Below are 24687 nucleotides of genomic sequence, written 5' to 3' on the forward strand. Positions count from 1 at the left end.
GATCGTTCCTCCCCGGACGAGGTTAGGAGTCGACCGGCGCTCCCGGTCGAGGCGAAGGAATCTCGTACAGTGGACAGATGGGGACGGCCACCCCGCCTCGCCTGGTGAGCTGGAAGCCCGGAACGCGGTTCAACAGGGGAAGATAAGCCACCGGTACGACGCCGGCGTGGTCGAGAACCTTGATCATGGAGCGCGCAGTGGCGCCGGAGGCATTCATCTCATCGATGATGGCGACGTCGTATCCGCTGCCCTCGCGTAGCAGCCGTAGTTGCCGGGTCCAGCCGAGGCCGGCGTCCATGTCTATCCGGGAGAAGTCGTTCCGCTCGGCATCGCGGAGCACGGCGCGAGGAATGTGTACGGCGCCAGGCCGTCCGCTGCGGCGGGCCCTGAGCCGCCGCACCAGTTGTCGCATCGCCGGCTCGTCTGGACAGACGTAGACGACCTCGTCACGTACCGCGCCGGCGAGGGTCATGCTCCGTAGTGCCTGGTCCAGTTTGTAGGCGATCCAGTCGCCGTACTCCTGGAAGATCTGCTCGAAGTCCGGAGAACGGCGGAACCTGGACCGGGCGGGTGGGCCGTAGCTCTCCTCGACCCACTCAGCGTCGAGCAGCATCTCCCACATGTCGTACGTCCGGATCAGCTGCCGGTCGTCCCCGAGGGGGTCGAGGTGGGGGAGGCCGGCGGTGCACTGGTCGCAGTCCTGTCGGGCGGTGCGCTCGCGCCGCACCGGATCGGCGATGCCGCGCACGGTGTAGGACCGCCCGGCGGCCACCAAATCAGTCACGTCGCCGTCGGGACCGAGCCGCCCCTGTTCGACGAAGACCGCGACAACCGTGCCAAAGACGTCCACGCCCAACTTCCGTAGCCGTTCGATCAACGACCGCGCACTGGCACCGGTGTTCAGGATGTCGAGCAGGAGTATCGCAGTGCCCTGCGTGATGGGGGCGTCCCTGAGTTGTTCCAACGGCGGCAGCGCGACGGGTTGGATCCCGAGTCGTTGTGCCACGTCGACTGCTACCCGGTGCAACCACGGTGACTTCGTCTGATGGGAGAGGATGGCGAGCGCGCCCGAATGCTGCCGTTGGACCTCGGCCACCACATTCCGAACGATCTGCCCAATCTCCGGTACGGCATAGGAGGCGTCGAAGAAGTAGCGGGTGCAGTAGTCGTCGGCGCTGCCGAACTTGTAGTGACCCAACATCCGCAGGATCTTTCCGCCCATGCGCTGAGCGATCGGCTGGTTCAGTCGTTCGAGCTGCTCGGCCCAGTCGGAATTGGTCTCGAGATGCACGTCGGGCTGGTCGGCGAGAACGAGGAAACGCCTGCCGTCGCTGTACTGGATCATGATGTGGCCGACGAAACCGGCCTGGTTCGCACGGTTGCGAAAGGACGCCTGCAACGGAGTATGAAGAACGGGCATCAGCACGATCGCCTGGTAGCGCTGGTTTTCCGACACCAACTCACCGATCGCCTCGCCCACGTAGGCGAACACCGTCTCCCGGATCAGGGCGGGCAGATTCATCGTGAGATCCACCAGCAGGAGGATGACCTCGTCGGTGCTCCATTCCCCGTCGAGGTCAGCCTTCAGCCGCTCGCGTACCAGCCAGGGGGAGGTGTCGATCTGCTGGCTGCTGAGGTAGATCGTTTGAGCCTGCTCCACTGTGACGCGGCCCGGAGGGTCACTACGGATCGCGCGTACGAAATGGTCGTAGAACTCCAGCCGATCTCGCGAGACGTCCTCGGCGGTAGGACTGCCCATCCTGAGGACCTTCGGCACAACCCGGATGTCAGCCGGCATGAGTCGGCAGCCGGGCTACGACGAGGTTGCCGGAAATGCGGGGAACGCGGGGACCGCCATGCACGGTCACCAGGTACTGGGCGCCGCTCTCCGGATCGCTCTCCGCGCTTATCGTCAGTCGGGTCGAGCCGGAGTAGAGGTCGAGCGATCCGCGGAAGACATCGATGACGTGACGGTAGAGGAAGTACAGCCCGCAGCCCAGGAAGATGTCACTTCTGTCCGTGTCGGGGGCTCTGCCGCGTGGATCCTTGCGGGAGATCCCGGGAAAGAGGCTGGCCAGGAGCAGTTCGGCATCGTCGCCGTCAAGGGAGGGCGACCAGTCCGAGGGCAGCAGCGGGGGGTGGCCCGGTGGCCCGGGGATGCTCGACGAGCGGACGACTCGAACGGTGAAGCGGTCCGGCGGCGGCGACACCCGTACGTCTCCCCGACTGACCATGCACTCCCGAAGCGTCTCGACGATCGACTTGCCGTCGTCCCAGACCGCGACCGTAAGGCCGCCGTCAGCGCTCTCGCGTCTGCCGGTCGGTAATGACATCTGGGCTGCGACTACCGCCACCGACGCTTGCGGATGTTCCTGGACGTTCGCCAAGATCTCGTGCACGACGACCCGAGCGACATCCCATTCGGCCGCCTCTTTGAGGTGTTGGCTGAAGAGCGCGAGGGCCAGAGGATCGGTCCACCGTTCCAGTTCGTTCTCGACCATCCGGTTCTTGTCGGTCTCGTTGCCGAGTGGGTGCAGCGACAGGCCGAGCACCCGTTTGTGCTGCAGATCCTGCAGGATCTGCTCGGTCGCGGTGCCGGTGCCCCAATTCAACGTCTCCGGCGGCTTCGCCAGCCGTTGGACATCCTCGCGGGCGAGCAGCAGGGGGAGTGGTGCTCGGGTCACGTGGCTCGCCGCGTCCAGGAATCCGGCGCCGCGCAAGGCGCTCAGCGCCGCCCGGCTCTGCGGCAGCCGGAAGCGGGTGAGCCGATCGTCCTTCAGTCGAGCCTTTACCATGCCGAGTAGAAAGAGCAGAGCGATGACGTCGAAAGTGCTACTTCGTCGAAAGTCGACGAGCGTGAGACGGTCGTCGTCGGGGCCGCCACCGTAAATGGAGACGGCCTGAATCAGGCGATCTAGATCAACTGATTCGCCGAGCGGGACCTCGCGAATGTCCAGACGGTCGGCAGCAGTTCTGGTCTCCGAGGGTTGCACTGAAGCTCCGCAGAATGGATTGGCAGGGTGCTGACGGGCCGTGACGTCCGCCACAGTACGTGCCTGTCGATGGCCTTTCAAGCCTCGCTCGGGCTGTGTCAATCAGTTGACTCTGCCGCTGATCCTCGGCCGTGGAGATCGGTCGTGAATATCCCGGAAGTCGCCGCGACCTTGCGATACATCATCGTTGATCGATATCCTGCGCGCAGGCGCCGCCCCGCCTCAGACCACCACCGTCGATCCGAAGCGGGTTCCGCATGCGCACACTGAGACTTGTCACGACCCTGGCCGTCGCCGGCCTGCTCGCAGGTGGGGTGGCACTGGTCGCCGCCACACCGGCCAGCGCGGCCACCGCCGTGTTCTCCGTGACGAACAACTGGGGCAACGGCTACCAGGGGCAGGTCACCGTCACCAACGACACCTCCGCACCGATCACCAGTTGGCGGGTCGAGTTCGACCTGCCGTCCCCCTCGACCGTCAGCCAGTCGTGGAACGCGCAGCAGACGACCTCGGGCAGCCACTACACCTTCGCCAACGTGTCCTGGAACGGCACCCTCGCCGCCGGCGCCTCCACCTCGTTCGGCTTCCTCGTCAACGGCACCGGCACCCCGCTCAACTGCACAGTGAACGGCGCGTCCTGTGCCGGCGGCCCGCCCCCGACCACGCCGCCGCCCACCACCCCGCCCCCGACCACGCCGCCGCCCACCACCGGCACGCCGGTCGAGCGGCACGGGCAACTGCGGGTCTGCGGCACCACGATGTGCGACAGGTCCGGCGCGCGGGTGCAGTTGCGCGGCATCAGCAGCATGTGGCTCAACTGGGAGACCGCCCCGTACGCCGAGAACCTCTCCGCGTTGACCTGGATGCGCGACAACTGGAACCTCCAGGTGATCCGCGCGGCCATGGGCGTGGAGCCGGCGGGGGCGTACCTCAGTGATCCGACCAGGGCGCGCGCCCAGGTGGAGACCATCATCAACAACGCGGTCACCGCCGGGGTCTACGTGATCGTCGACTGGCACGCGCACGAGGCGCAGAACAACCAGTCCCAGGCGGTGGCGTTCTTCGGTGACCTGGCCCGCCGGTACGGCCACCTGCCCAACGTCATCTGGGAGCCCTACAACGAGCCGCTCCAGGTCAGCTGGACCAACGTCATCAAGCCGTACCACCAGGCGGTGGTGTCCGCGATCCGCGCCGCCGACCCGGACAACATCGTCGTGCTCGGCACCCCGACCTGGTCACAGGACGTGGACGTCGCGGCGGCCAGCCCGGTCACCGGCACCAACCTGATGTACACCCTGCACTTCTACTCCTGCACGCACGGGGCGTCGCTGCGCGCCAAGGGTGACGCGGCGATCCGCGCGGGTCTGGCGCTGTTCGTCACGGAGTGGGGCGCCAGTAACGCCGATGGCGGCCTCGACGGCCGGGCCTGCCTGCCGGAGGCACAGTCCTGGATCGACTGGATGAAGGCGAACGGCATCTCCTGGACGGCCTGGAAGCTCGACGTCGGCACCGACACCACCAACCTGCTCAGCCCGGGAGCGCCGGTGACCGGCGGGTGGACCAACTACCTGCACGGCCACGCGCCGTTCGTGGTGGCCAACATGAGGTGATTCCGGCCGTTCCTTGACCGGGATTGCTCGAATCGAGACTGCTGATGTCGGGGTGTCCAGGCCGGCGGGGCACCCCGACATCGCCGACCCCGCCACGACCCGCCACGGCCACCCTCGGAGGGTCACTGTGTGAAAGCCCGCCGGTACGCGGTAGGGGTGGTGGCGAAGGCCCGCTGGAAATGCGCGCGGAGGTTGGTCGCCGTGCCCAGGCCGGTACGCCGCGCGACCTCGTCGATGGTGATCCCGCCGTTCTCCAGCAGGGTGCAGGCGGCGCGCAGCCGTTGCTGGATCAGCCAGGCACGTGGGCTCATCCGGAACCGACCCTGGAAGGCGCGGTGCAGCGTACGGCTGGACATCACACCCTGCCGGGCAAGGTCCGCGACGGTGATCGGGCGGTGCAGGTTGCTGCTCGCCCAGGTGATGACCCCGGCCAACTCGTCGCCCTCAGCCGGAACGCCGACCGGGATGAACTGGGCCTGACCGCCGGCTCGGTGCAGCGGTGTGACCATGTGGCGGGCCCGTTGGATGGCGGCAGCCTGCCCGTGGTCGCGGCCGACGAGGTAGAGGCACATGTCCAGACCGGCGGCGAGTCCGGCGCTGGTGATCATCTGACCTTCGTCGACGTACAGCGCACTCGCGTCCACCAACACCAGTGGATGCTCGTGAGCGAGCGCGTCGGCGTGCGCCCAGTGGGTCGTCGCGCGGCGGCCGTCGAGCAGACCGGCCTGGGCAAGCGCGAAGGCGCCGGTGCAGATCGACGCGATGCGGGCGCCACGACCGTGTGCCTGCCGCAGCGCCTCGAGAGCACGCGGCGGTGCCGGGCCACGGCGGAATCCGGGCACGATCACCGTGTCGGCGTCGTCGAGCGCGTCGAGCGTCGCGGCGACGGTCAGCTCCAGGCCCGCGGTGGTGGTGGAGACCGAACCACCGTCCAGTGCGCACACCGTCATCGCGTACCGGCCGTGGTCCTCGTGGCCGAAGACCTGAGTCGCGATGGTCAGATCGAAGGCGACAACCCTCGGCAGGGCGAGGACGAGGACCCGATGCGTGGCGGGTTTCTTACGCATGGTGGCAAGGATGCCACTCGCCGCCGCCCAGTGGGCAGGAGATCCTGGGCCGTATGCGGATCGAGATCGTGGTGTTCGACGGCTTTGACGAACTGGACGTCTTCGGGCCATTCGAGGTGTTGTCGATGGCCGGCTTCGACGTGGCGCTGGTCGCCGTCGAACGATCGGGGCTGGTCACCAGCATGCGTGGTGTCCAACTCCAGGTGCCCGGGGTGCTGAGTCAGGCCGACGGCGTGATCGTCCCGGGTGGCGGTTGGCTGAACCGGGCCCCCGAGGGTGCCTGGGCGCAGGCGCAGCGCGGGGTGCTGCCGGCGAAGCTGGCCGCACTGGCGCCGTCGGCGCGGTGGATGGCGTCGGTGTGCACCGGTGCGCTGCTCCTCGCCGCCGCCGGCCTGCTGACCGGTCGGCGGGCGACCACCAACCGCAACGCGTACGACGAGTTGCGCGCCCACGACGTCACGGTCCTCGACGAGCGGGTGGTCGACGACGGTGACCGGGTCACCGCTGGCGCGCTGTCGGCCGGCCTCGATCTGGGGCTGTGGCTCACGGAACGGGAGCTCGGCGCCGCCACCGCCGACCGGGTCGCCACGTCCATCGAGTACCGGGCTGCGCGCCGCTGAGCAGCCCGGACAGAACGGGCGCGTCACCTTAACGCGCCGGAAACACCCCCGGTACCAACCCTGGGAACGCTCGTCGGACAGTCGAGACCACCGACACGCGAACCGGGGTGACCATGGCCGACAACACCACGAACGCGCCGACGTACGACGAGCCGGTGGGCCGGTCCGGCAACGGCCGGACACTGCCCACCCCCCGTACGAACCCGGTCCTGTCGCTGGACGGCGGCGACCCGGCGGACCTGGCCACGATCGGGGTGGAGGAGGAGTTCCACGTCGTCGACCTGCACACCCGGGAGTTGGTGCCCCGTGCCGGAGAGTTGCTCGACCGGCTGCCGGCGGCCTCGTTCACCGCCGAGCTGCACCGCAGCGTGGTGGAGACCAACACCGCGGTCTGCCGCACCCTGGACGAGATCCGCGCCGAGCTGACCCGGCTGCGTCAGGCGGCCGTCCGGGTCGCCGACCGGGCCGGTCTGGGCATCGTGGCGGCCGGTACGGTGCCGCTGCGCGCCGACGGCGACCCCAGCGTCACCCCCACCTCCCGCTACCGGCGGATGCTCGACGAGTACCAGCTCCTCGCCCGGGAGCAGTTGATCTGCGGTGCGCAGGTGCACGTCGGCGTCTCCGACCGGGACCTGGCGGTGGCGGTCACCCGTCGGGTCCAGCCGTGGCTGCCGGTGCTGCTCGCCCTCTCCACCAGCTCGCCGTACTGGATGGGCCAGGACAGCGGCTACGCCAGCGTCCGATCGCTGGTCTGGCAGCGCTGGCCCACCGCCGGCGACCCGGGCGAGGTGACCAGCGCCGCGGACCACGAGGCGCTGGTCGCCGAGCTGATCTCTTCCGAGACCATCACCGACCCCGCCATGATCTATTTCGACGTCCGGCCGTCGGCGCACGTACCCACAGTGGAGCTGCGGATCACCGACGCCAACGCCGACGTGGAGACCATCGTCCTGCTCACCGGCCTGTTCCGGGCGCTCGTCCGGCGGGAGGTAGCGGCCCTGCGCGCCGGGGTGGAGCGCACTGCCGTACGACCACCGGTGTTGCGCGCCGCCCTGTGGCGGGCGGCCCGCTCCGGGTTGGAAGGCGACCTGCTCGACCTGCCCCGGTCGGCCCGACCGGTGCCGGCCGCCCAGGCGGTCCGCCGTCTGGTGACCGACCTGCGCCCACAGTTGGAGACGACCGGGGACTGGGAGCAGGTCAGCGAGCTGACCCGGTACGCGCTGGAACGCGGCAGTTCCGCGTCCCGCCAGCGGCGGGCGTACGAGCGACGGGGCCGGTTGGCCGACGTGGTCGACCTGCTGCTCGACGAGACCCGGGGCCGGGTCCGCGGTCCGCTGCCGGGTGCGCCCTCACCGCCGGAGCTGCCCACGTACGCCGACGCCGGCGACGAGGTCTTCGGAACGGCCGGACCGCAACCGGCGTACGCCCCGATGCTCGCGGCACTGCGGCAGCTCGGTGCCGGCGCCCTGCGTCAGCGCGAACACGACCGGGACGAGGAGCAGCGGGCCCGGGGTGTGACGTTCAGCGTGGCCGGTGAGGCGAGCACCCGGCTCTTCCCTGTCGACCTGGTGCCCCGGGTGGTGCCCGCCGCCGACTGGCGGACCCTGCGTACCGGCCTGGTGCAGCGCGCCCGCGCCCTCGACGCGTTCCTGCGCGACGTCTACGCCGACCGGGCCGTGGTGGCCGACGGCGTGGTGCCGGCGTGGGTGGTGGAGTCCTCGCCCGGGCTGCGCCCGACCGGGGCGCTGATGGGCCGGCGGGGCACCCGCGCCCAGGTGTCCGGCACCGACCTCGTCCGGGACCCGGACGGCGGTTGGTACGTGCTGGAGGACAACCTGCGGGTGCCCTCCGGGATCGGCTACGCGGTGCAGAACCGTCGGCTGACCCAGGCGGTGCTGCCGGAGCTGCCGGTGCCGGAGGATCTGCTGCCCGCCGACGAGACGCCGGCGATGCTGTACCGGGCGCTGGTCGCCGCCGCGCCCGCCGCGGCCGACGACCCCGCAGTGGTGGTGCTCAGCAGCGGCCCGGGTGATCCGGCGTGGTTCGAGCACCGGCTGCTCGCCGACGAGATGGGGGTTCCGCTGACCGAGACCAGCGACCTGCTGGTTGAGGAGGGCCGGGTCCGGCTGGTCCGCGAGGGCTGCCGCCGTGAGGTCGACGTGATCTACCTGCGGATGGACGAGGAGGCGCTGCTGCACGCGCCGGGCGCGGACGGGGTGCCGCTGGGGTGGCCACTGCTCGCCGCAGTGCACGCCGGGCGGCTCACGCTGGCCAACGCGCTGGGCAACGGTGTCGGTGACGACAAGGCGCTGTACGCGTACGTGCCCCGGCTGATCGAGTACTACCTGGGCGAGAAACCGCTGCTCGGGGACGTGCCGACGTACCTGTGTGGGCTGCCCGAGCAGCGGGCCGAGGTGCTGGGCCGGCTCGACGAGCTGGTGCTCAAGCCGGTCGACGGGTACGGCGGTGACCGGGTGGTGATCGGCCCCCGCGCCGAGGCGGAGGAGTTGGACGCCGTCCGGGAGCAGATCCTCGCGGCCCCGCACCGGTGGATCGCCCAGGAGATGATCGCGCTGACCACCCACCCGGTCTTCGACGGCACGGCGCTGGCTCCCCGCCACGTCGACCTGCGGGCGTTCGTGTTCCTCGGTGACACCGCCGAGGTCGCGCCGGTGGCGCTGACCCGGGTGGCGCCGGCCGGCAGCATGATCGTCAACTCGTCGCGCGGAGGCGGGTCGAAGGACACCTGGCTGCTCGGTGGAGCCGACGAACCGTCGGCGTAACCGACGCTTGACCCACCCGTCATCGGGACGCAACCCGGTCCACCAAGCCTGGACCGGTCAGCGGCCCCCAGCGGATCCAGCCGATGAGAGGTGTGTGCCATGTGCGGTATCGGAGGCGAGTTCCGCCTCGACGGGGCGCCGCCGGACCTGGCCGCCGTCGAGCGGATGCTCCCCGCCCTGGCCTCCCGGGGCCCGGACGGCGAGGGTCGGTGGCAGCAGGGGCCGGTGGCCCTGGTGCACCGCCGGCTGCGCATCATCGACCTGTCCGACGCGGGCGCCCAGCCGATGGTCGACCCCGAGCTGGGTCTGGCCATGGTCTTCAACGGCTGCATCTACAACTACCGGGAGCTGCGCGACGAACTGACAGCCGCCGGTTACTCCTTCCGGTCCACCTCGGACACCGAGGTGATCCTCAAGGCGTACCACCGGTGGGGGACGGCCTGCGTCGAGCGGTTCTACGGGATGTTCGCGTTCGCCCTGATCGAGCTGGCCACGCACACCCTGGTGCTGGCCCGGGACCGGCTCGGCATCAAACCGCTCTACCTGGCCGAGGGGCCGGGCCGGGTGCGCTTCGCCTCGACCCTGCCGGCGTTGCTCGCCGCCGGTGACGTGGACACCGACCTCGACCCGGTGGCGCTGCACCACTACATGAGCTTCCACTCCGTGGTGCCGCCGCCGCGCACGATCCTCGCCGGGGTCCGCAAGCTGCCACCGGCCACCGTGCGGGTGATCACCGCGGACGGCCGGAGCACCGACACCACCTACTGGCGGCCGGAGTTCACCAGGGCCGCCGCCCCCGCCATGTCCGCCGACGAGTGGCAGGAACGGCTCATGGCGGCGTTGCGCACCGCCGTACGACGGCGGATGGTCGCCGACGTGCCGGTCGGCGTGCTGCTCTCCGGCGGTCTCGACTCCAGCCTGATCGTCGCCCTGCTGGCCGAGCAGGGCCAGACCGGCCTGGCCACCTTCAGCATCGGTTTCGAGGCGGCGGCGGGGGAGAGCGGCGACGAGTTCCACTACTCCGACCTGATGGCCCGTCACTTCGACACCGACCACCAGCAGATCCGCATCGGCGCGAAGCGGTTCGTCCCGGCCGTGCACCAGGCCATCGCCGCCATGAGCGAGCCGATGGTCAGCCACGACTGCGTCGCGTTCCACCTGCTCTCCGAGGAGGTCTCGCAGCGGATCACAGTGGTGCAGTCCGGGCAGGGCGCCGACGAAATCCTGGCCGGCTACGACTGGTACCCGCCGATGGCCAACGTGGCCCGCGCGGACGCCGTCGAGGCGTACGCCCGGGTGTTCTTCGATCGTCGTCACGACGCGCTCGGCGGGCACCTGGCGCCCGAGTGGATGCTCGACCACGACGCCAGCCTGGAGTTCGTCGCCGCGCACTTCGCCGCGGCCGGCGCGGACACCGCGCTGGACGCGGCGCTGCGCCTGGACAGCCTGGTGATGCTCGTCGACGACCCGGTCAAGCGGGTCGACAACATGACGATGGCCTGGGGGCTGGAGGCCCGCGTGCCGTTCCTCGACCACGAGGTGGTCGAGCTGGCCGCCGCCTGCCCACCGTCCATGAAGCTGGCGCAGGGCGGCAAGGGGGTGCTGAAGGCGGCGAGTCGGGGCATCGTCCCGGACGAGGTGATCGACCGGCCGAAGGGCTACTTCCCGGTCCCCGCCATCCGGCACCTCTCCGGCCCTCTGCTCGACGACGTGCGGGATGCGCTGACCGCCCGACCGGCGCGCGAGCGGGGTCTGTTCCGCAAGGACTACCTGGAGGAGTTGCTGGACGCGCCCAACGCCCGGCGGACCACGCTGGGCTCCAACGCGCTCTGGCAGCTCGGGCTGCTGGAGCTCTGGTTGCAGCGGATCGGGGTTTAGATGGGCGTACGGATTGAGCCGCCGCGCACCACCCGGCGGCCCCGACCCGCGAGCCACCGGCCGGCGTCGCCGCCGGTGCCCACCAGCGAGGACTTCGCCCCCGCGCCGTCCCCCGACGGCCGCCGGGTGGCGTTCCTCTCCGACCGGGCCGGCACGCCCGGCGTCTGGGTCTGCGAGGTCGACGCGGGAACGCCCGTCGCGCTGCCCGTCGGTGACGAGCCGGTCCTCGCGCTGAGCTGGTCCCCGGACGGCCAGTGGCTGGCCTGTGTCGTCGCACCCGGTGGCGCGCCCCGCACCGAGCTGTGGGTGCTGCGCCCGGACGGCACGCGACGCCACCAGATCGCCGGGTTCGGCCGCCGCAGCGCGGCGTTGGCCGGCTGGTTGCCCGACGGCGCGGTCCTGGCGGTCACCGAGACCGACGAAGACGGGCAGGCGCTCCTGGTCGACGCGGCCACCGGGCACCGGAGGGTGCTCGCCCAGGGCGACCTGCTCACCCTCCTGGACGTGACCCCGGACGCCGGTGTGGCGCTGCTGCGTCGCGGCCCGCGCAACGCCCGCTGGCTGGAGCTGCTCGACGTGGCCACCGGCGTTCGGCGGCGGCTGTTCCCGGACACCGGGCGGGGCAGCACCGACCAGGGTTGGTTCGGCCCGGACGGCACGAGCGTGCTGGCCCGCACCGACGCGTACTCCGAACTCGCCGCGCTGGTGCGGGTCGACCTGACCCGACCGGAGCAGCCGCCGACCCGGCTCGCCGGACGACCGGACGCCGAGTTGGAACACGTCACGCCCAGCGCGGACGGGCAGCGCGGCGCGTTGCTATGGAACACCTACGGCGGGCGCAGCGAGCTGAGCCTGCTCGACTTCGCCAGCGGTGTGCAGCGGGCCGTCACCGCCCCCGGCGAGGTGCTCGGCGACGCCGTCTTCGCCACCGACGGCGGCCTGCTCTGCCTCACCGCGCAGGGGCCGGTGCAGCCCCGGGAGGTGTGGCTGGTCGACCCGTCGACCGGGACGCCGCGCCCGCTGCGGCCGGACACCGGCGTCCCGCGCACCGACGATGCCGGTGTCGCACCGCAACTGGTCGACCTGCGGGCCCGCGACGGGCTGCCGCTGTCCGGCTGGCTGTACCGCCCGGCCGGGCCGGGCCCCTGGCCGACGGCGATCAGCCTGCACGGTGGTCCGGAGGCGCAGGAGCGTCCCGGCTACAACCCGCTGTTCCAGGCCCTCGTGGCGCAGGGCATCGCCGTCTTCGCGCCCAACGTCCGCGGGTCGTCCGGGTTCGGCCGCTCGTTCGTCGCCGCCGACAACCTCGCCGGCCGCTACGGCGCGATCGCCGACGTGGCTGCCTGTGCCGACCACCTCGTCGACGCCGGCGTGGCCCGGCCCGGCCAGCTCGGCGTTCTGGGCCGCTCCTACGGCGGTTACCTGGTCCTCGCGGTGCTGGTGAACTTCCCCGGTCTGTTCGCCGCCGGGGTCGCCGAGTGCGGCATCTCCGACTTCCGGACCTTCTTCGCCGGCACCGAGCCGTGGATCGCCGCGGCCGCCGTCAGCAAGTACGGCGACCCGCAGCGGGACGCCAACCTGCTGCGCGACCTCTCCCCGCTGACCCACATCGACCGGCTGGACGTGCCGGTGCTGCTGATCCACGGCGCCAACGACACCAACGTCCCGGCGGGCGAGTCGGCGCAGGTAGCCCAGGCCCTCGCCGACCGGGGTGTGCCGCACGGGCACCTGGTGCTCGCCGGGGAGGGGCACGACTTCCTGGCGCGGACCAACGCCGAGGCGGCCCGTACGGCCACCACCGGTTGGCTGACCCGGCACCTCGCCGCGACAGCGACCGTCGTCGGCTGAGGCGATATCCTGCGCCGGTGGAGGTCGCGGCGCAGGACGAGCGGTTGGCCGCGGACCTGGGTCGCTGGCTGGCCGATGTGACTTTCGTCGACCTGGACACCGACGAGGTCACCGCGCGGGTGATCGACTCGGTGGTGCGCTGGGCCGAGGCCCAGGGCTGGCGGGTCTACCGGCGCGCGCCCAGCGTGTTGCCGTTGCCACCGCCGCTGGAGCAGCGGCACTCGGTGCTCGACGTGGCGTGTGCCCGTCCCGACGGTCCGCCCGTCGTGGTGGAGGTCGACCACACCGACCGGGCCCGTACGGTGCAGAAGTTGCGCGCGGAGGCGGACGCCGGCCGGATCCCGATCTGGGTGCGCTGGGGCGTCGGGCGTTTCACCGCGCCGCCACCGCCGGTGCGGATGGTGACCGTCGAGGTGACCCGGCGGGCCGGTCCGGCCGGGCGCGGGCGTCTGCACAGCCGCGGCGGCGACCGCCCCGCCCCGGCCCATTCGGCCGGCGGCGGCACCGTCACCCCGCAGGCGCTGCCGATCCCGTCGACCGACAGGGCGTCGGGCCCGGCCGACGACGCGGGTAAGGACACCTGAAGCGAATCGTAAGCGGCCTCCGGCAGAGTTCTGGGTGTCACCGGAGAGCACGACAAACACCCAGGAGATCCCGATGCGCAAGCTCATCAACTCGACCTACATCACCCTCGACGGCGTCATCGACAACCCGATGTGGACCATGCCGTACTTCGACGGGGAGGCCGCCAGCTTGGCCGGTGCGCAGACCGAGGCGGCCGACGCGATGCTGATGGGCCGGGCCACCTACGACGGCTTTTCCTCCGTGTGGCCGAACATGGATGAGAGCGACCCGACCACGGGCGCGGCGTACTTCAACAACGTCAAGAAGTACGTCGCCTCGACCACCCTGACCAACCCCACCTGGAACAACACGGAGGTGCTCCAGGGCGATCTGGTCGAGGCGGTCACCGCGCTCAAGGCCCAGCCGGGCAAGAACATCATCCAGTACGGCTTCGGCTCGGTCACCGCCCAGCTGATCCGGGCGGGCCTGGTCGACGAGGTCCGGTTCTGGATCCACCCGGTGTTGGAGGGCGGCCCCAGCCTCACCGTGCCGCTGGCCGACGTCAAGGCGTCGTTCGACCTGGTCGACACCCGGGTGCACAAGAGCGGCGTGATCGTCGCCTCGTACCAGCCGAAGGTGACCCCCTGAGCACCGGTCAGAGCTGGGCCCGGGCCTCGCCCGGGCTCAGCTGCGCGCCCTCGGCGAGCAGCGCGTCGAAGCGTTCCGGCCCGAGTTCGGCCCGCAGTCGTGCGGTCACCCGGTCGGTGTCGTCGCGTTCGGCCGGTGCGGCGGGGGACTGCGTGGCGAGCCGGGCGGCGGCCGCGGCGCCCAGCAGCCGGGCGGCGACCTCGGGGGAGCGCACCGCCGCCGCCATCCCCTCCAGTGGGTTGATCGCGTCCCGCATCGTCGCCATTGCCGTGGCGACCTCGAACGCCTCGAGGTGCAGGGCCAGGGCGGCGTCCGGGTCGCCGCCCTGCTCGACCGCGTAGCCCAGCTCCACCAGCACCATCGGCAGGTAGAGCGCGGGTTGGCTCTCCCCCCGACCCAGGTCGGCGAGGTGGCTGAGGTGGGTGACGGCCAGGTCGAGCTTGCCGTCGCGGCGGGCGGCCAGCCCGAGGCTCATCTCCGCGAAGATCAACGCACCCGGCGAGCCCTGCTCCACCGCCAGGTCGTAGGCACGTTCGGCCAGCTCCCGACCCTGGGCGTAGTCGCGGGTCTGCACGGCGAGCCAGGCCAGCCAGGACAGCTCCGCGCAGACCTGCGGCCACAGCGCCAGCTCCTCCGCCCAGCGCAACCCCTCCCGGTGCAGCGCGGCGGCACGCTCGTGCTCGCCGCGCATGTCGGCAAGCCCGCCCACCCACTCGGTCGCCCGGAGTCGACCCCACCGGTCGCCGAGGTCGGCGAAGAGCGCGGCGCTGCGGGTCGCGGTGCGCTCCAGGGTGCTCTGGTCACCGTTGGCGTGTGCGATGTGGGCCAGGGAGGTGAGCACCGCGGCCTCGGTCCACGGGTCGGCGGCGGCGGTGGGCAGCAGCTCCGACACTAGGGCCAGGTCGCCGTGTTCGATCGCCGCGTTGGCCGCGAACCACGCGGCGTGGCTGTCCGGGTCGACGGCCACGGCGGCGCGCACGTCGTCCGGTGCGATCACCTCGCCCTGCGACAGGGCGAAGCCGACCCGCCAGGGTGCCGCTCGGGCCTCCTGCAACGGGTCGCCGGGCACGGTCAGCGCCCGCCGTGCCTCGGTGAGCCGGCCGCGCAGGAACCAGTACCAGCTCAGCGCGACCGCCAGACGCAGCCCGCCACCGTGCGCCAGCGCCGACCGCAGGTTCGCCAGCTCGGTGTCGAGCAGCGCCAGCCAGCGTTGCTGGTCGGCCCCGCGCAGCCCGGGATCGGCGCGCTCGGCCAGCTCGGTGTAGTAGGTGGCGTGCCGCCCGCGTACCTCGTCGGCGTCGGTGAGGCGTTCCAGGCAGAACGCGGCCACCGATTCGAGCAGCCGGTAGCGGGGGGCCGAGCCGGACTCATCGAGCACCACCAGCGACCGGTCCACCAGCCGGGCGAGGGCGTCCAGGTCGGTTCGGCAGACCTGTTCGGCGGCCTCCGGGGTGCAGCCGTCCGGGAACACCGCCAGTTGGGCGAGCACCACCCGGTCGGACTCGTCCAGGAGGTCCCAGCTCCAGCCGATCACCGCGGTGAGCGTCCGCTGCCGGGGCGGCACGTCCCGCTGCGCGGTGGTGAGCAGCCGGAACCGGTCGTCGAGGCGGTCCACCACCCCGCGTACGCCCAGCGCGCGGACCCGGGTCGCGGCCAGCTCCAACGCGAGCGGCAGACCGTCGAGGCGGCGGCAGAGCTGGGCCACCGCCGTCGCGGTCTGCCCGTCGAGGCGGAAACCGCGCTGCTGCGCGGCGGCGCGGGCGACGAACAACCGGGCCGCCGCCGAGCGCCGGACCGCGTCCAGGTCACCGTCGTCGGGCACCGGCAGCGGGGGTACCTCCCAGAGCAGCTCACCGGTCAGCCCGAGTGGCTCTCTGCTGGTGGCCAGCACGCTCACCCCGGGCACGTCGCGCAGCAGCCGGGCGACCAGCTCGGCGACCGGTTCGATGACGTGTTCGCAGTTGTCCAGCACGAGCAGCAGTTGCCGGTGTCGCAGGGCCGTGACCACCCGGTCGGCGAGGGACACTGTCGTTCCGGCGGTCTCGTGGGCGCCCAGCGCGCCGAGCACCTGTTCGGCGACGCGTGCGTCACCCGCCGGGAGTGGGGCCAGCTCGATGAGGAGAACGCCGTCCGGACAGGACACGGCGCGGGCCGTCTCGGTGGCCAGTCGGGTCTTGCCCACGCCACCGGGCCCGACCAGCGTGACCAGCCGCTGCCGGGGCAGCAGTGCCCGCAGCTCGGCCAGCGCCTCGGCCCGCCCGATCAACTCGTCGAGCGGGGCCGGCAGATTGTTCCGGATGACCGCCGCCGTCGGCGGGGCGTTCAGGCCGGCGTCCTGTTCGAGGATCCCGCGGTGCAGGGCGACCAGCTCCGGGCCGGGGTCGAGGCCCAGCTCCTCGGCGAGCCGGGCCCGCAGCTCGGCGTAGCTCTCCAGCGCCTCGGACTGGCGGCCAGCCGCGTACAACGCGCGCAGCTGCACCGCCCGTAGGCCCTCGCGCAGCGGATGCCTGGCGACCAGCTCGGCCAGGTCCGCGGCCACCAGGTCATGCTCACCCCGGGCCAGCCGGGCCTGCGCCAGTCGCTCCTGCACGACGAGGCGCTGTTCGGCGAGGCGGGTCGCCTCGGCACGCACGAACTCGGCGTCGGCCACGTCGGCGTACGGTTCGCCGCGCCACAACGCGAGCGCCTCGGTCAGCCGCTCGACGTCGGCGCGGCGAGCCAACTCGTCGAAGTGGTCGACGTCGAGCGCGTCGACCCGCAGCAGGTAGCCGGGCGGGCGGGACTCGACAAGCTCACGGGCGCCGGGCTCGGCATCGTTGAGCGCCTTACGCAGCTGCGACACCCGCACCTGGAGGGCGCCGGCCGGGTTGGCGGGGGCGTCGTCACCCCACAGGTCGTCGATGAGACGGTCCGCCGAGACCACCTGATTGCGGTTGGCCAACAGGTCGGCCAGCAACGCCCGTACCTTCGTGCCGGGCACCACCACCGGCTCGCCGGCGTCCGTGGTCACGGCGAGCGGCCCGAGCACCCCGAACTGCACGGCGATCATCCTAGCCGCGCGGCGCCGACTCGAAGTGGACAGTAAGCGCGTCGGCCAACTCCACGATCTTGCGCTTTGTGCAGCGTCATAAGGCGCGAAAGCCGCCTAACGGCCGCAGAAAGCACAAGATCGCGGGGAGCGGCGCTCGCGTCGCGGCCCGGCGCTAAGGTTCGCCACCCCTGGTCGTGGCGTGCGGCCGCATTAACGGGTAGAAACATGTCAACCCCTTCCGGTCCGGCCCAACCTCCGCCGGCAAGGGTCAGAGAGCGCTCTCACCGCCCCCAGCTGCGCCGGAAAGATGCCCGGCCAGCGGAGAGGACGAACCACATGACAGTCCCGCCCCGAGGTGTACGCCGGCGATCCGGTCGCACCCTCCTGCTCGCACTGGTGTTGACCACCGCCACCACGATGACCAGCACGGCGGCCAGCGCCGGCCGCCCGACGCACGGCGCACCCGACTTCGGCCCGAACGTGACGATCTTCGACCCGTCCATGCCGGTCGGCGAGATCCAGCAGACCCTCGACGCGGCGCACGCCCGGCAGGTCGACAACGAGATGGGCACCGAGCGGCACGCCTACCTGTTCAAGCCCGGCACGTACGGCACGGCCGCGCAGCCGTTGCAGGCCAAGGTCGGCTACTACACCGAGGTGTCCGGCCTGGGCGCCTCGCCCACCGACGTCACCGTCAACGGCAAACTGGAGGTCTACAACCGCTGCCTGGCCGACGGCGGCACCGGCAACTGCCTCGCGCTGGTCAACTTCTGGCGCACCCTGTCCAACCTCTCGCTCACCATCAACGCGGCCGGCCAGGACGACTGCCGGTCGTCGGCGAACTTCTGGGCGGTCTCCCAGGCGGTGTCGATGCGCCGGCTGAACATCGGCGGCGGCGGTCTGTCGCTGATGGACTACTGCACCGCCGGGCCGCAGTTCGCCAGCGGCGGGTTCATCGCCGACTCACGGCTGCCGGCCACGACGAACGGCTCGCAGCAACAGTGGCTGACCCGCAACAGCGAGGTCGGCAGTTGGTCCAACGCCGTGTGGAACCAGGTGTTCGCAGGGGTCGAGGGCGCGCCCGACGACGCCACGTTCCCCGACCCGCCGTACACCACACTGGAGACCACCCCACTCAGCCGGGAGAAGCCCTACCTCTTCGTCGACGGCAAGGGTCGCTACCAGGTACGGGTGCCCGCCGCGCAGCGGGACAGCCGGGGCGTCTCCTGGGCCGACGGCATCACTCCGGGGCGGACCATCGGCATCGACGACTTCTTCATCGCCAAGCCGTCCGACTCGGTGCGCGTCATCAACAGCCAGTTGGCACGCGGCAAGCACCTGCTGCTCACCCCCGGCACGTACGACATCGCGCGCAGCATCGAGGTCCGACGTGCGAACACCGTGGTGCTGGGGATCGGGCACGCCACGCTGACCGCCGTGAACGGCGCTGTCCCGCTGGACGTGGCCGGTGTTCCCGGAGTGATCGTCGCCGGTGTCACGATCGACGCCGGCCTCGTCGAGTCGCCGGTCCTGCTGCGGGTCGGGCGTGAGCACGGCCGCAACGCGAGCAGCCCGCACAACCCGACCACGCTTTCCGACGTGTACTTCCGGGTCGGCGGGCCGCACATCGGACGGACGAACACCGCGCTGGAGGTCAACAGCGACAACGTGCTCATCGACCACACCTGGGTGTGGCGCGGCGATCACGGCGTCGAGGGCTTCACCGAGGGCGTCAACGGTGACACCGACCGCTGGCGTACCAACACCGGTCGCTACGGGGCCGTCATCAACGGCGACCACGTGACCGCTACCGGCCTCTTCGTCGAGCACTTCCAGCGCTACAACACGGTCTGGAACGGCGAGCACGGCACCACGATCCTCTACCAGAACGAGCTGCCGTACGACCCGCCGACGCAGGCCGACTGGATGAACGGCGCGGTCGAGGGCTGGGCCGGGTACAAGGTCGGTGACCGGGTGCGTCACCACACCCTCTACGGGGGCGGGGTGTACGTGTTCAACCAGAACAACCCGTCGATCCACACCGAGAACGGCTTCGAGGTCCCGAACCGGCCCGGGGTGCGCCTGCACCACATCATGACCGTCAACCTCAGCGCCGGCACTATCGACCACGTGGTCAACGGCGTCGGGGACGCGGCCGACATGACCAAGGTCGGCGCTCCGGTCTACCTGACCCAGTACCCGACCCCGTAGCGGGGATCGGGCGTACCGACGGGGCCGGAGCCGGCGATGGCTCCGGCCCCACCGTGCGTGGCGGGACGGCGACGGCAGAGCGAGAATCCGTGTCAACGGTCTTGAATTCCTATCGAGCCGGTAGGAAAATGCGTGAATGCCGGTTGGTCCGCTCCTCACCTCGCGTCGGGTCGTCGACTTGATGCGGACCGCCAGCGAGCTCTGTCCGGGCGCACCGGGCACCGACTGAGCACCGCAGCACTGCCCTCCTCTTCCGACCGCACCGCCGGCTCGCGCATCGAGGCGTGACCCGGCGCGGCGGCTCCGCACGCTCGTCACCGCGCTTGGTGAACCGATCCGGCACGGCCGGATCGGTTCACCACCATGGAGGTACGCCATGACATCCGACCAGCCACCGCCCACCCCACCGACTGCCGAATCGTCCCGGCTCGCGTTCAACGAGGACTGGGTGGCGACCATCCTCGGCCTGGCTCTGCTCGCTCTGGTCCTGCTCGGTGCCATCCCCGCCGGGCTGGTGCCCTGATGACCGCCGACGCGACCCGCACCGGCAACGAGCCCGCCACCTCCGCCGACGACCCGCCCGCCCCCGACGTCGTCGAACGCGACACCTCGTCGCCCACCGTCGATCCCGTCGAGCCGACCAGCGTGGCGCGTGACGGTGCGTTCTGGGCCTGGACGGCGCTCGGCCTGCTGGTCGTGGTCGGTCTCGCCGCGCTCACCCGCTACCTGGAGCAGAACGTCCCGGCCTGGGCCGAGGGCACCGCCGTCGAGGACATCGGAGCGGCGGTCGAGTACCCGGTCTACGCGATCCTGCTCGGCCTGCTCGGCAACGTCGCCGTCACACTGCTCGGCTGGCGGGACCGGATCGCCGCCGCGTTCCGGACCGAGTTCTTCATCAAGACCGGTCTGGTGCTGCTCGGGGCGTCGATCAACCTGGCCGTCATCGCCAGCGCCGCCGGCCCGGCGATCGCCCAGGCGATCCTGCTGATCAGCGGGGTGTTCCTCTTCACCTGGTGGTTGGCCGGCAGGTTCGGCCTCGACGACAAGCTGCGGGCGCTGCTCGCGTCGGCCGTGTCGATCTGCGGGGTCAGCGCGGCGATCGCCGCCGCCGGCGCGGTGCGGGCACGCCGCGAGCAGTTGGCCTACACGGCGAGTCTGGTCATCGTCTTCGCGCTGCCGTCCATCTTCATCCTGCCGTGGTTGGCCGACGTGTTCGGGCTCTCCGACGCGGTGGCCGGCGCCTGGATCGGTGGCAATATCGACACCACAGCGGCGGTCACCGCGGCGGGAGCGCTCGCCGGTGAGGAGGCGCTCCAGATCGCCAGCATCGTCAAGGTCACCCAGAATGCCCTGATGGGTGTGGTGGCGGTCGCGCTCACCGCGTACTTCACACTGCGGGTGGAACGACGGCCCGGCGCGGCCCGGCCGGGCCTCGGTGAGCTGTGGACGCGGTTTCCGAAGTTCGTCCTCGGCTTCATCGCGGCCTCGGTCATCGCCACCTGGTACCTCGACGGGGCGGGAGCGGACGGCAAGGCCACCATCGCCATCGTCAACGACCTGCGCGTGTGGTTCCTGATCCTGGCCTTCGTCAGCATCGGCCTGGAGGTTCGGGTCGCGTCGCTGCGGGAGGCGGGTTGGCGACCGGTGGCGGTGTTCGCCAGTGCCACAGTGTTCAACCTGGCGTTGGCGCTCGCCCTGGCGTCCCTGCTGTTCCGCAACTTCTCGGCCTGAGTCGGCCGGGCGGCCCCCTGCGGACGATGATGGGGCCGGAGCCAGTGTGGCTCCGGCCCCATCGCGATCAGCGCGGTGGTGTCGTCGTCGAGGTGGTCGGCGCGCGGTGTGACCGACCCGATCGGCTGCGCGAGGTCGGCGTCTTCACCGGGTCGAACGGAAGGTCCTTCCTGGTCCGTTCCGGCACCGCCAGGAACGACGCCGCCGTCTCGGTGGGCCGCTTGGCGCGGCGGGGTGAGGCCGCCGTGGCGGGGATGTCCTTGGCCGACCGGCTGTGCCGGCCACCGGCCTTGTGCCGGCCGGTGCGCGCCTCGGCTCCCGCGACGGTCACCAGGTTGGGGATCAGCGCGGGGCGGGGGCTGGCGGTGCGGCCCGTGCGCCGGTGCCGGGCGCGTCCGCTGCCGGTCTTGAACCCCAGGGCGGGCCGCTCCACCAGGTGCCAGGAGAGGACGGCGAACAGGAGGGCACCGAGCAGGCTCAGCACGATGTAGCCGAGCATCCCGAATCGGGCTCCGCCGAGCAGGGCGATCATCTGCTGCACCGGGAAGCCGTAGATGTAGATGCCGTACGTGTAGTCGTGCCGGCGGCTGATCCCGGACAGTCGCTTCGGCAGCGCGACGGCCGCGAAGAGCACCAGGTAGGCGAACGCCGGCAGGCCCACCGCGAAGAACCCGCCCAGCCACAACGAGCCGACCAACGCGACGCCGGCCAGCACGGCCAGCTCTCTGGTCACCGGAATCCGGTGCGCGTACAGGCGGGCGGCGGCGCCGAGCAGGAACAGGAAGCCGAGCATCAGCGTCCAGTCGGCGGCGAACGCGCCGAGCAGCGGGAACGGCCCGATCGCGCCGTGTTGCGGCGGGCGGGAACTCCAGGTGGGTGCCGTGAAGAAGTCCCGCAGGACCAGGGCGTAACAGACGGCGGTGAGGACGAGCACCGCGCGAGGTGCGCGGTGCAGCACCGAGGTCACCACGAGGATGCCGACGATCCCGTAAAAGGCAAGGTCGTACCGCAGGGTCCACAGTGAACCGTCGATCGCGCTCGGCCCGCCGACGATCTGGCCGTACGGGGTGTCGGCCAGCAACCCGGAGATGGGGAACTGCTCCATCGAGGCGAGGAAGTTCGTCGTGACGTAGTCGAAGGGCCCCTCCGGGTGCCCCCAGAATCCGTCAAGGTTGCCGTTCTCGTACAGCGCCGCCAGCGGCGCGAAGACGAAGGCGGTGACCAGCAGGCAGGCCCACAGCCCGGGGAAGACCCGCAGTACACGGGCGCGGACGTACTGGCGCAGCGTGGAGCGCAGCGCGCTGTCGGTGATGAGGAATCCCGAGATCAGGAAGAATCCGTACAGGCAGAGGGTGCCGAGATCACTCTGCCGGCCGAAGGTGGCCGCGCCGAGGTTGTGCTGGCCGAAGCCGAGCGGACCGGCGTGCGCGATGATCACGCCACACGCCATCGCCAGGCGAAGGACGCCGAAGGCGTTGTGCTGGGCGGAGTATCTGCCCTGCAGCGTCGCGGAACGCTGCCCGTTCAACTTCGCCTGCACCTGACGACTCCTCTGATCACTGAACTGTTTGGACCGACGGATCGGAGCGTTGCCGATCGATGTGCCAATTATCAGTGGATAGAGGGGGTTTGTCCGGAAATTTGGATGATTGTCCAGATTGGCCGACGTCAGCCGATGGTGGCGGCGGTGCGCCGACGCTGCACCACCCGACGGGCCGGTACGTTCAGCAGCCCCGCCAGGGCAACGACAGACCTGTCACTTGCCCGCCCGTCGCCGAACGGCGAGCCGACGACGGCGGTCCGCCCGCTGGCGAGGTGGCGGAGCCCGGCCGACAGGAGCAGTTCGGGGTCGGTGCCCACCAGTTCGCCGCGGCCCGGCGTCAGGGCCTCCGGACGTTCCGTGGTGTCCCTGGTGACCAGCAACGGCACCCCCAGGGTGGCGGCCTCCTCCTGAAGCCCGCCCGAGTCGGTGACGACCAGGTCGGCCGCCCGCAGCAGCCCGACCATCTGTGGATAGGGCAGCGGTGGCGTGACCCGGGCGTTGGCGACGCCCGCGAGGCCCGTGGTGACCTCCGCGCTGAGCTGCGGGTTCGGGTGCGTGACCATCACGATCTGGGCGTCCGGGCACGCTCGCGCCAGACGCCGGAGCCCGTCCACTGTGGCAGCCACCCCGTGGCCCCAGTTCTCTCGCCGGTGCACGGTGGCCACCACCAACTTGCGAGTCGTGTCGACCCAGTCCGGCGCCTGGGCCATGCCGCGCTCGATGAGGTCGTGAAGGGCGTCCACGACGGTGTTGCCGGTCACCACGATCGAGCTGGAGCGAATGCCCTCACCGATGAGGTTCGCCCGGGCCGCCCGGGTCGGCGCCAGGTGCAGCGCGGCGATCCGGGCGAGCATGGCCCGGTTGGCCTCCTCCGGGAACGGCCGGTCCAGGTCGTTGGTCCGCAGACCGGCCTCCAGGTGGACGACCGGGACGTGCCGCCAGAACGCGGCCGTCCCGCCGGCCAGGGCGGTCGTGGTGTCCCCTTGCACCACGACCGCCGCTGGACGGTGGTGTGTGAGCAGCTCGTCGATGCCCGTGATCAGTGCCGCCGCCAGTTCGGCGAGCGAGCCGCTACGCCGTTGCGGGCGCAGGCTCACCTCCGGACGGAGACCGAACGGGGCGAGTGCCTCGGTGACGCGTCCCGGCTGTTGACCGGTATCCGCCACCCGTACCGTGAACCTCGGATCATCGAGGAGACGGCGGATCAGAGGCGCGGTCTTCACTCCTTCCGGCCTGGTGCCGGCGAGGATCAGGACCTCTCGCGGTGTCGAACTGCTCGCACACATGTCGGGTCAGCTCCTGGCAGCCGCGCGGCGACGCCGGAGGAGCGAGATCCCGCCGGTGGTGCCGGCCACGAGCGCGCCGAGACCGAGCGCGAGCGGTGCCCCGGCGAGCGGGATCACCGGAATGGGGGGCGCGACCGCGTTGGCCCCGCAGCTGGACGTGCCGATGGTGACCCCGGCCAGCGCTCCACCGAGCGCCGTCAGGTTCAGCGCCGTGACGGTGAGCTGACCCACGCCGGAGCTGGACTGGCCGTTGAGGGTCAGGTCGATCAGCCCCGGGATGCTCAGGCCGGTGTTCGGCGCCGGGTTGACCGGCAGGGCGAGCAGGGTCGTCTCGATGCCCAGGATCGTCGAGACGATCCGGGCGTTGACCAGGCTCGCGGTGCCCGTCGCAGAGGGGCTGCTGGTGGCGGTGCACGACGAGTAGATGGCGTCGGCGACGAGTGAGATCGTGGCGAGGCCGCTGGTACCGAGGGTCAGCGTCACCCCGGCGCCCGGCGTGACGAGGCACGACCCGCCGGGTCCGATGGTGATTGAGCCACCGGTGCCGAGCACGCCGGCGCAGGCCGCCGAGGTGCCGTCGTTGAACGCCCGGACGCTCTGGCCCAGCACGCCCGCGGTGATGACGGTCTGCCCGCCGAGCACGCCCAGCGGGGGATTCTGGTTACCGGAGATCGACTCGGTGGTGCCGTCGTTGGTGGCCGACGCCGTGCCGGAGCTGGCGAGGCCACCACCGAGCAGGCTGATCTGCAGCGCCGAGGCGGAGGACTGGGAGGTGTCGGCCATCGCCGGAGAGGCCGCCAGGACGACCATGGCGAGACCACCGGCCAGCACCGCGGCGGTGCGGGCGAGACCGGATCTAACTCGTGGCATAGAT

General features: G+C 71.2%; 17 protein-coding genes. 10 read left to right on the forward strand and 7 right to left on the reverse strand.

Features of this window, described 5'->3' with window-relative positions:
• Nucleotides 1–22 precede the first annotated feature (22 nt).
• Both NIE79_RS28090 and NIE79_RS28095 read right to left on the reverse strand, forming a co-directional pair.
• Entirely contained in the window at nucleotides 23–1759 is a 1737-nt protein-coding gene (locus NIE79_RS28090; protein WP_238681440.1) for a phosphoribosyltransferase, read from the reverse strand.
• Between the two features lie 28 nt (nucleotides 1760–1787).
• The gene (locus tag NIE79_RS28095) at nucleotides 1788–2993 is read right to left on the reverse strand and encodes a hypothetical protein (protein ID WP_238681441.1); all 1206 of its coding nucleotides are present in this window, start codon (nucleotides 2991–2993) and stop codon (nucleotides 1788–1790) included.
• Nucleotides 2994–3250: 257 nt separating this feature from the next.
• Between NIE79_RS28095 and NIE79_RS28100 the strand changes: the two genes are divergently transcribed.
• Complete coding sequence (locus NIE79_RS28100; RefSeq protein ID WP_238681442.1) at nucleotides 3251–4603, forward strand: cellulase family glycosylhydrolase; 1353 nt, start codon at nucleotides 3251–3253, stop codon at nucleotides 4601–4603.
• A 122-nt stretch (nucleotides 4604–4725) separates the two neighbouring features.
• Here NIE79_RS28100 and NIE79_RS28105 read toward each other — a convergent pair whose 3' ends face one another.
• Complete coding sequence (locus NIE79_RS28105; RefSeq protein WP_238681443.1) at nucleotides 4726–5670, reverse strand: GlxA family transcriptional regulator; 945 nt, start codon at nucleotides 5668–5670, stop codon at nucleotides 4726–4728.
• A gap of 53 nt (nucleotides 5671–5723) precedes the next feature.
• Between NIE79_RS28105 and NIE79_RS28110 the strand changes: the two genes are divergently transcribed.
• From NIE79_RS28110 to NIE79_RS28135, 6 genes are all read left to right on the forward strand, one after another.
• Nucleotides 5724–6290: a DJ-1/PfpI family protein gene (locus NIE79_RS28110; RefSeq protein ID WP_238681444.1), complete on the forward strand. Its 567-nt coding sequence runs from the start codon at nucleotides 5724–5726 to the stop codon at nucleotides 6288–6290.
• Between the two features lie 113 nt (nucleotides 6291–6403).
• Complete coding sequence (locus NIE79_RS28115; RefSeq protein WP_238681445.1) at nucleotides 6404–9073, forward strand: carboxylate--amine ligase/circularly permuted type 2 ATP-grasp protein; 2670 nt, start codon at nucleotides 6404–6406, stop codon at nucleotides 9071–9073.
• Nucleotides 9074–9172: 99 nt separating this feature from the next.
• Complete coding sequence (locus NIE79_RS28120) at nucleotides 9173–10951, forward strand: N-acetylglutaminylglutamine amidotransferase (RefSeq protein WP_238681446.1); 1779 nt, start codon at nucleotides 9173–9175, stop codon at nucleotides 10949–10951.
• Entirely contained in the window at nucleotides 10952–12799 is a 1848-nt protein-coding gene (locus NIE79_RS28125) for a S9 family peptidase (protein ID WP_238681447.1), read from the forward strand.
• Between the two features lie 17 nt (nucleotides 12800–12816).
• Complete coding sequence (locus NIE79_RS28130) at nucleotides 12817–13383, forward strand: hypothetical protein (protein WP_238681448.1); 567 nt, start codon at nucleotides 12817–12819, stop codon at nucleotides 13381–13383.
• A gap of 73 nt (nucleotides 13384–13456) precedes the next feature.
• Nucleotides 13457–14011: a dihydrofolate reductase family protein gene (locus NIE79_RS28135; protein ID WP_238681449.1), complete on the forward strand. Its 555-nt coding sequence runs from the start codon at nucleotides 13457–13459 to the stop codon at nucleotides 14009–14011.
• Nucleotides 14012–14018: 7 nt separating this feature from the next.
• Here NIE79_RS28135 and NIE79_RS33865 read toward each other — a convergent pair whose 3' ends face one another.
• Nucleotides 14019–17051 carry an AfsR/SARP family transcriptional regulator gene (locus NIE79_RS33865; RefSeq protein ID WP_308193242.1) on the reverse strand — a complete coding sequence of 1011 codons (3033 nt, stop codon included), beginning with the start codon at nucleotides 17049–17051 and terminating at the stop codon, nucleotides 14019–14021.
• A 327-nt stretch (nucleotides 17052–17378) separates the two neighbouring features.
• Between NIE79_RS33865 and NIE79_RS28145 the strand changes: the two genes are divergently transcribed.
• From NIE79_RS28145 to NIE79_RS28155, 3 genes are all read left to right on the forward strand, one after another.
• Nucleotides 17379–19253 (forward strand): pectate lyase-like domain-containing protein, encoded by a 1875-nt coding sequence (locus NIE79_RS28145; RefSeq protein WP_238681450.1) that lies wholly within the window; start codon nucleotides 17379–17381, stop codon nucleotides 19251–19253.
• 376 nt (nucleotides 19254–19629) lie between these two features.
• Nucleotides 19630–19776, forward strand: a complete 147-nt coding sequence (locus tag NIE79_RS28150; RefSeq protein ID WP_238681451.1) for a hypothetical protein — start codon at nucleotides 19630–19632, stop codon at nucleotides 19774–19776.
• On the forward strand, nucleotides 19776–20984 hold the full coding sequence (locus NIE79_RS28155; protein WP_238681452.1) for a YeiH family protein: 1209 nt from the start codon (nucleotides 19776–19778) through the stop codon (nucleotides 20982–20984). Before NIE79_RS28150 ends, NIE79_RS28155 begins: the two co-directional genes overlap by 1 nt.
• Nucleotides 20985–21051: 67 nt before the next feature.
• On the opposite strand, the gene NIE79_RS28160 is transcribed toward NIE79_RS28155, so the two are convergent.
• The 3 genes from NIE79_RS28160 to NIE79_RS28170 all read right to left on the reverse strand — a co-directional run bounded on the left by NIE79_RS28160 (nucleotide 21052) and on the right by NIE79_RS28170 (nucleotide 24683).
• On the reverse strand, nucleotides 21052–22524 hold the full coding sequence (locus tag NIE79_RS28160) for an acyltransferase family protein (RefSeq protein ID WP_238681453.1): 1473 nt from the start codon (nucleotides 22522–22524) through the stop codon (nucleotides 21052–21054).
• 128 nt (nucleotides 22525–22652) lie between these two features.
• Nucleotides 22653–23813, reverse strand: a complete 1161-nt coding sequence (gene wecB, locus NIE79_RS28165; protein WP_238681454.1) for a non-hydrolyzing UDP-N-acetylglucosamine 2-epimerase — start codon at nucleotides 23811–23813, stop codon at nucleotides 22653–22655.
• 6 nt (nucleotides 23814–23819) lie between these two features.
• On the reverse strand, nucleotides 23820–24683 hold the full coding sequence (locus NIE79_RS28170) for a choice-of-anchor P family protein (RefSeq protein WP_238681455.1): 864 nt from the start codon (nucleotides 24681–24683) through the stop codon (nucleotides 23820–23822).
• Nucleotides 24684–24687: the final 4 nt, after the last annotated feature.

Source organism: Micromonospora trifolii (assembly GCF_022229005.1).
Classification (GTDB): domain Bacteria; phylum Actinomycetota; class Actinomycetes; order Mycobacteriales; family Micromonosporaceae; genus Micromonospora; species Micromonospora trifolii.

What these genes read in the sequence shown, in the direction of transcription:
- NIE79_RS28090 (WP_238681440.1), bottom strand. Translation starts at nt 1,759, where the DNA reads ATGGGCAGTCCTACCGCCGAGGACGTCTCGCGAGATCGGCTGGAGTTC.
- NIE79_RS28100 (WP_238681442.1), top strand. Translation starts at nt 3,251, where the DNA reads ATGCGCACACTGAGACTTGTCACGACCCTGGCCGTCGCCGGCCTGCTC.
- NIE79_RS28105 (WP_238681443.1), bottom strand. Translation starts at nt 5,670, where the DNA reads ATGCGTAAGAAACCCGCCACGCATCGGGTCCTCGTCCTCGCCCTGCCG.
- NIE79_RS28110 (WP_238681444.1), top strand. Translation starts at nt 5,724, where the DNA reads ATGCGGATCGAGATCGTGGTGTTCGACGGCTTTGACGAACTGGACGTC.
- NIE79_RS28115 (WP_238681445.1), top strand. Translation starts at nt 6,404, where the DNA reads ATGGCCGACAACACCACGAACGCGCCGACGTACGACGAGCCGGTGGGC.
- NIE79_RS28120 (WP_238681446.1), top strand. Translation starts at nt 9,173, where the DNA reads ATGTGCGGTATCGGAGGCGAGTTCCGCCTCGACGGGGCGCCGCCGGAC.
- NIE79_RS28125 (WP_238681447.1), top strand. Translation starts at nt 10,952, where the DNA reads ATGGGCGTACGGATTGAGCCGCCGCGCACCACCCGGCGGCCCCGACCC.
- NIE79_RS28135 (WP_238681449.1), top strand. Translation starts at nt 13,457, where the DNA reads ATGCGCAAGCTCATCAACTCGACCTACATCACCCTCGACGGCGTCATC.
- NIE79_RS28145 (WP_238681450.1), top strand. Translation starts at nt 17,379, where the DNA reads ATGACAGTCCCGCCCCGAGGTGTACGCCGGCGATCCGGTCGCACCCTC.
- NIE79_RS28150 (WP_238681451.1), top strand. Translation starts at nt 19,630, where the DNA reads ATGACATCCGACCAGCCACCGCCCACCCCACCGACTGCCGAATCGTCC.
- NIE79_RS28155 (WP_238681452.1), top strand. Translation starts at nt 19,776, where the DNA reads ATGACCGCCGACGCGACCCGCACCGGCAACGAGCCCGCCACCTCCGCC.
- wecB (WP_238681454.1), bottom strand. Translation starts at nt 23,813, where the DNA reads ATGTGTGCGAGCAGTTCGACACCGCGAGAGGTCCTGATCCTCGCCGGC.
- NIE79_RS28170 (WP_238681455.1), bottom strand. Translation starts at nt 24,683, where the DNA reads ATGCCACGAGTTAGATCCGGTCTCGCCCGCACCGCCGCGGTGCTGGCC.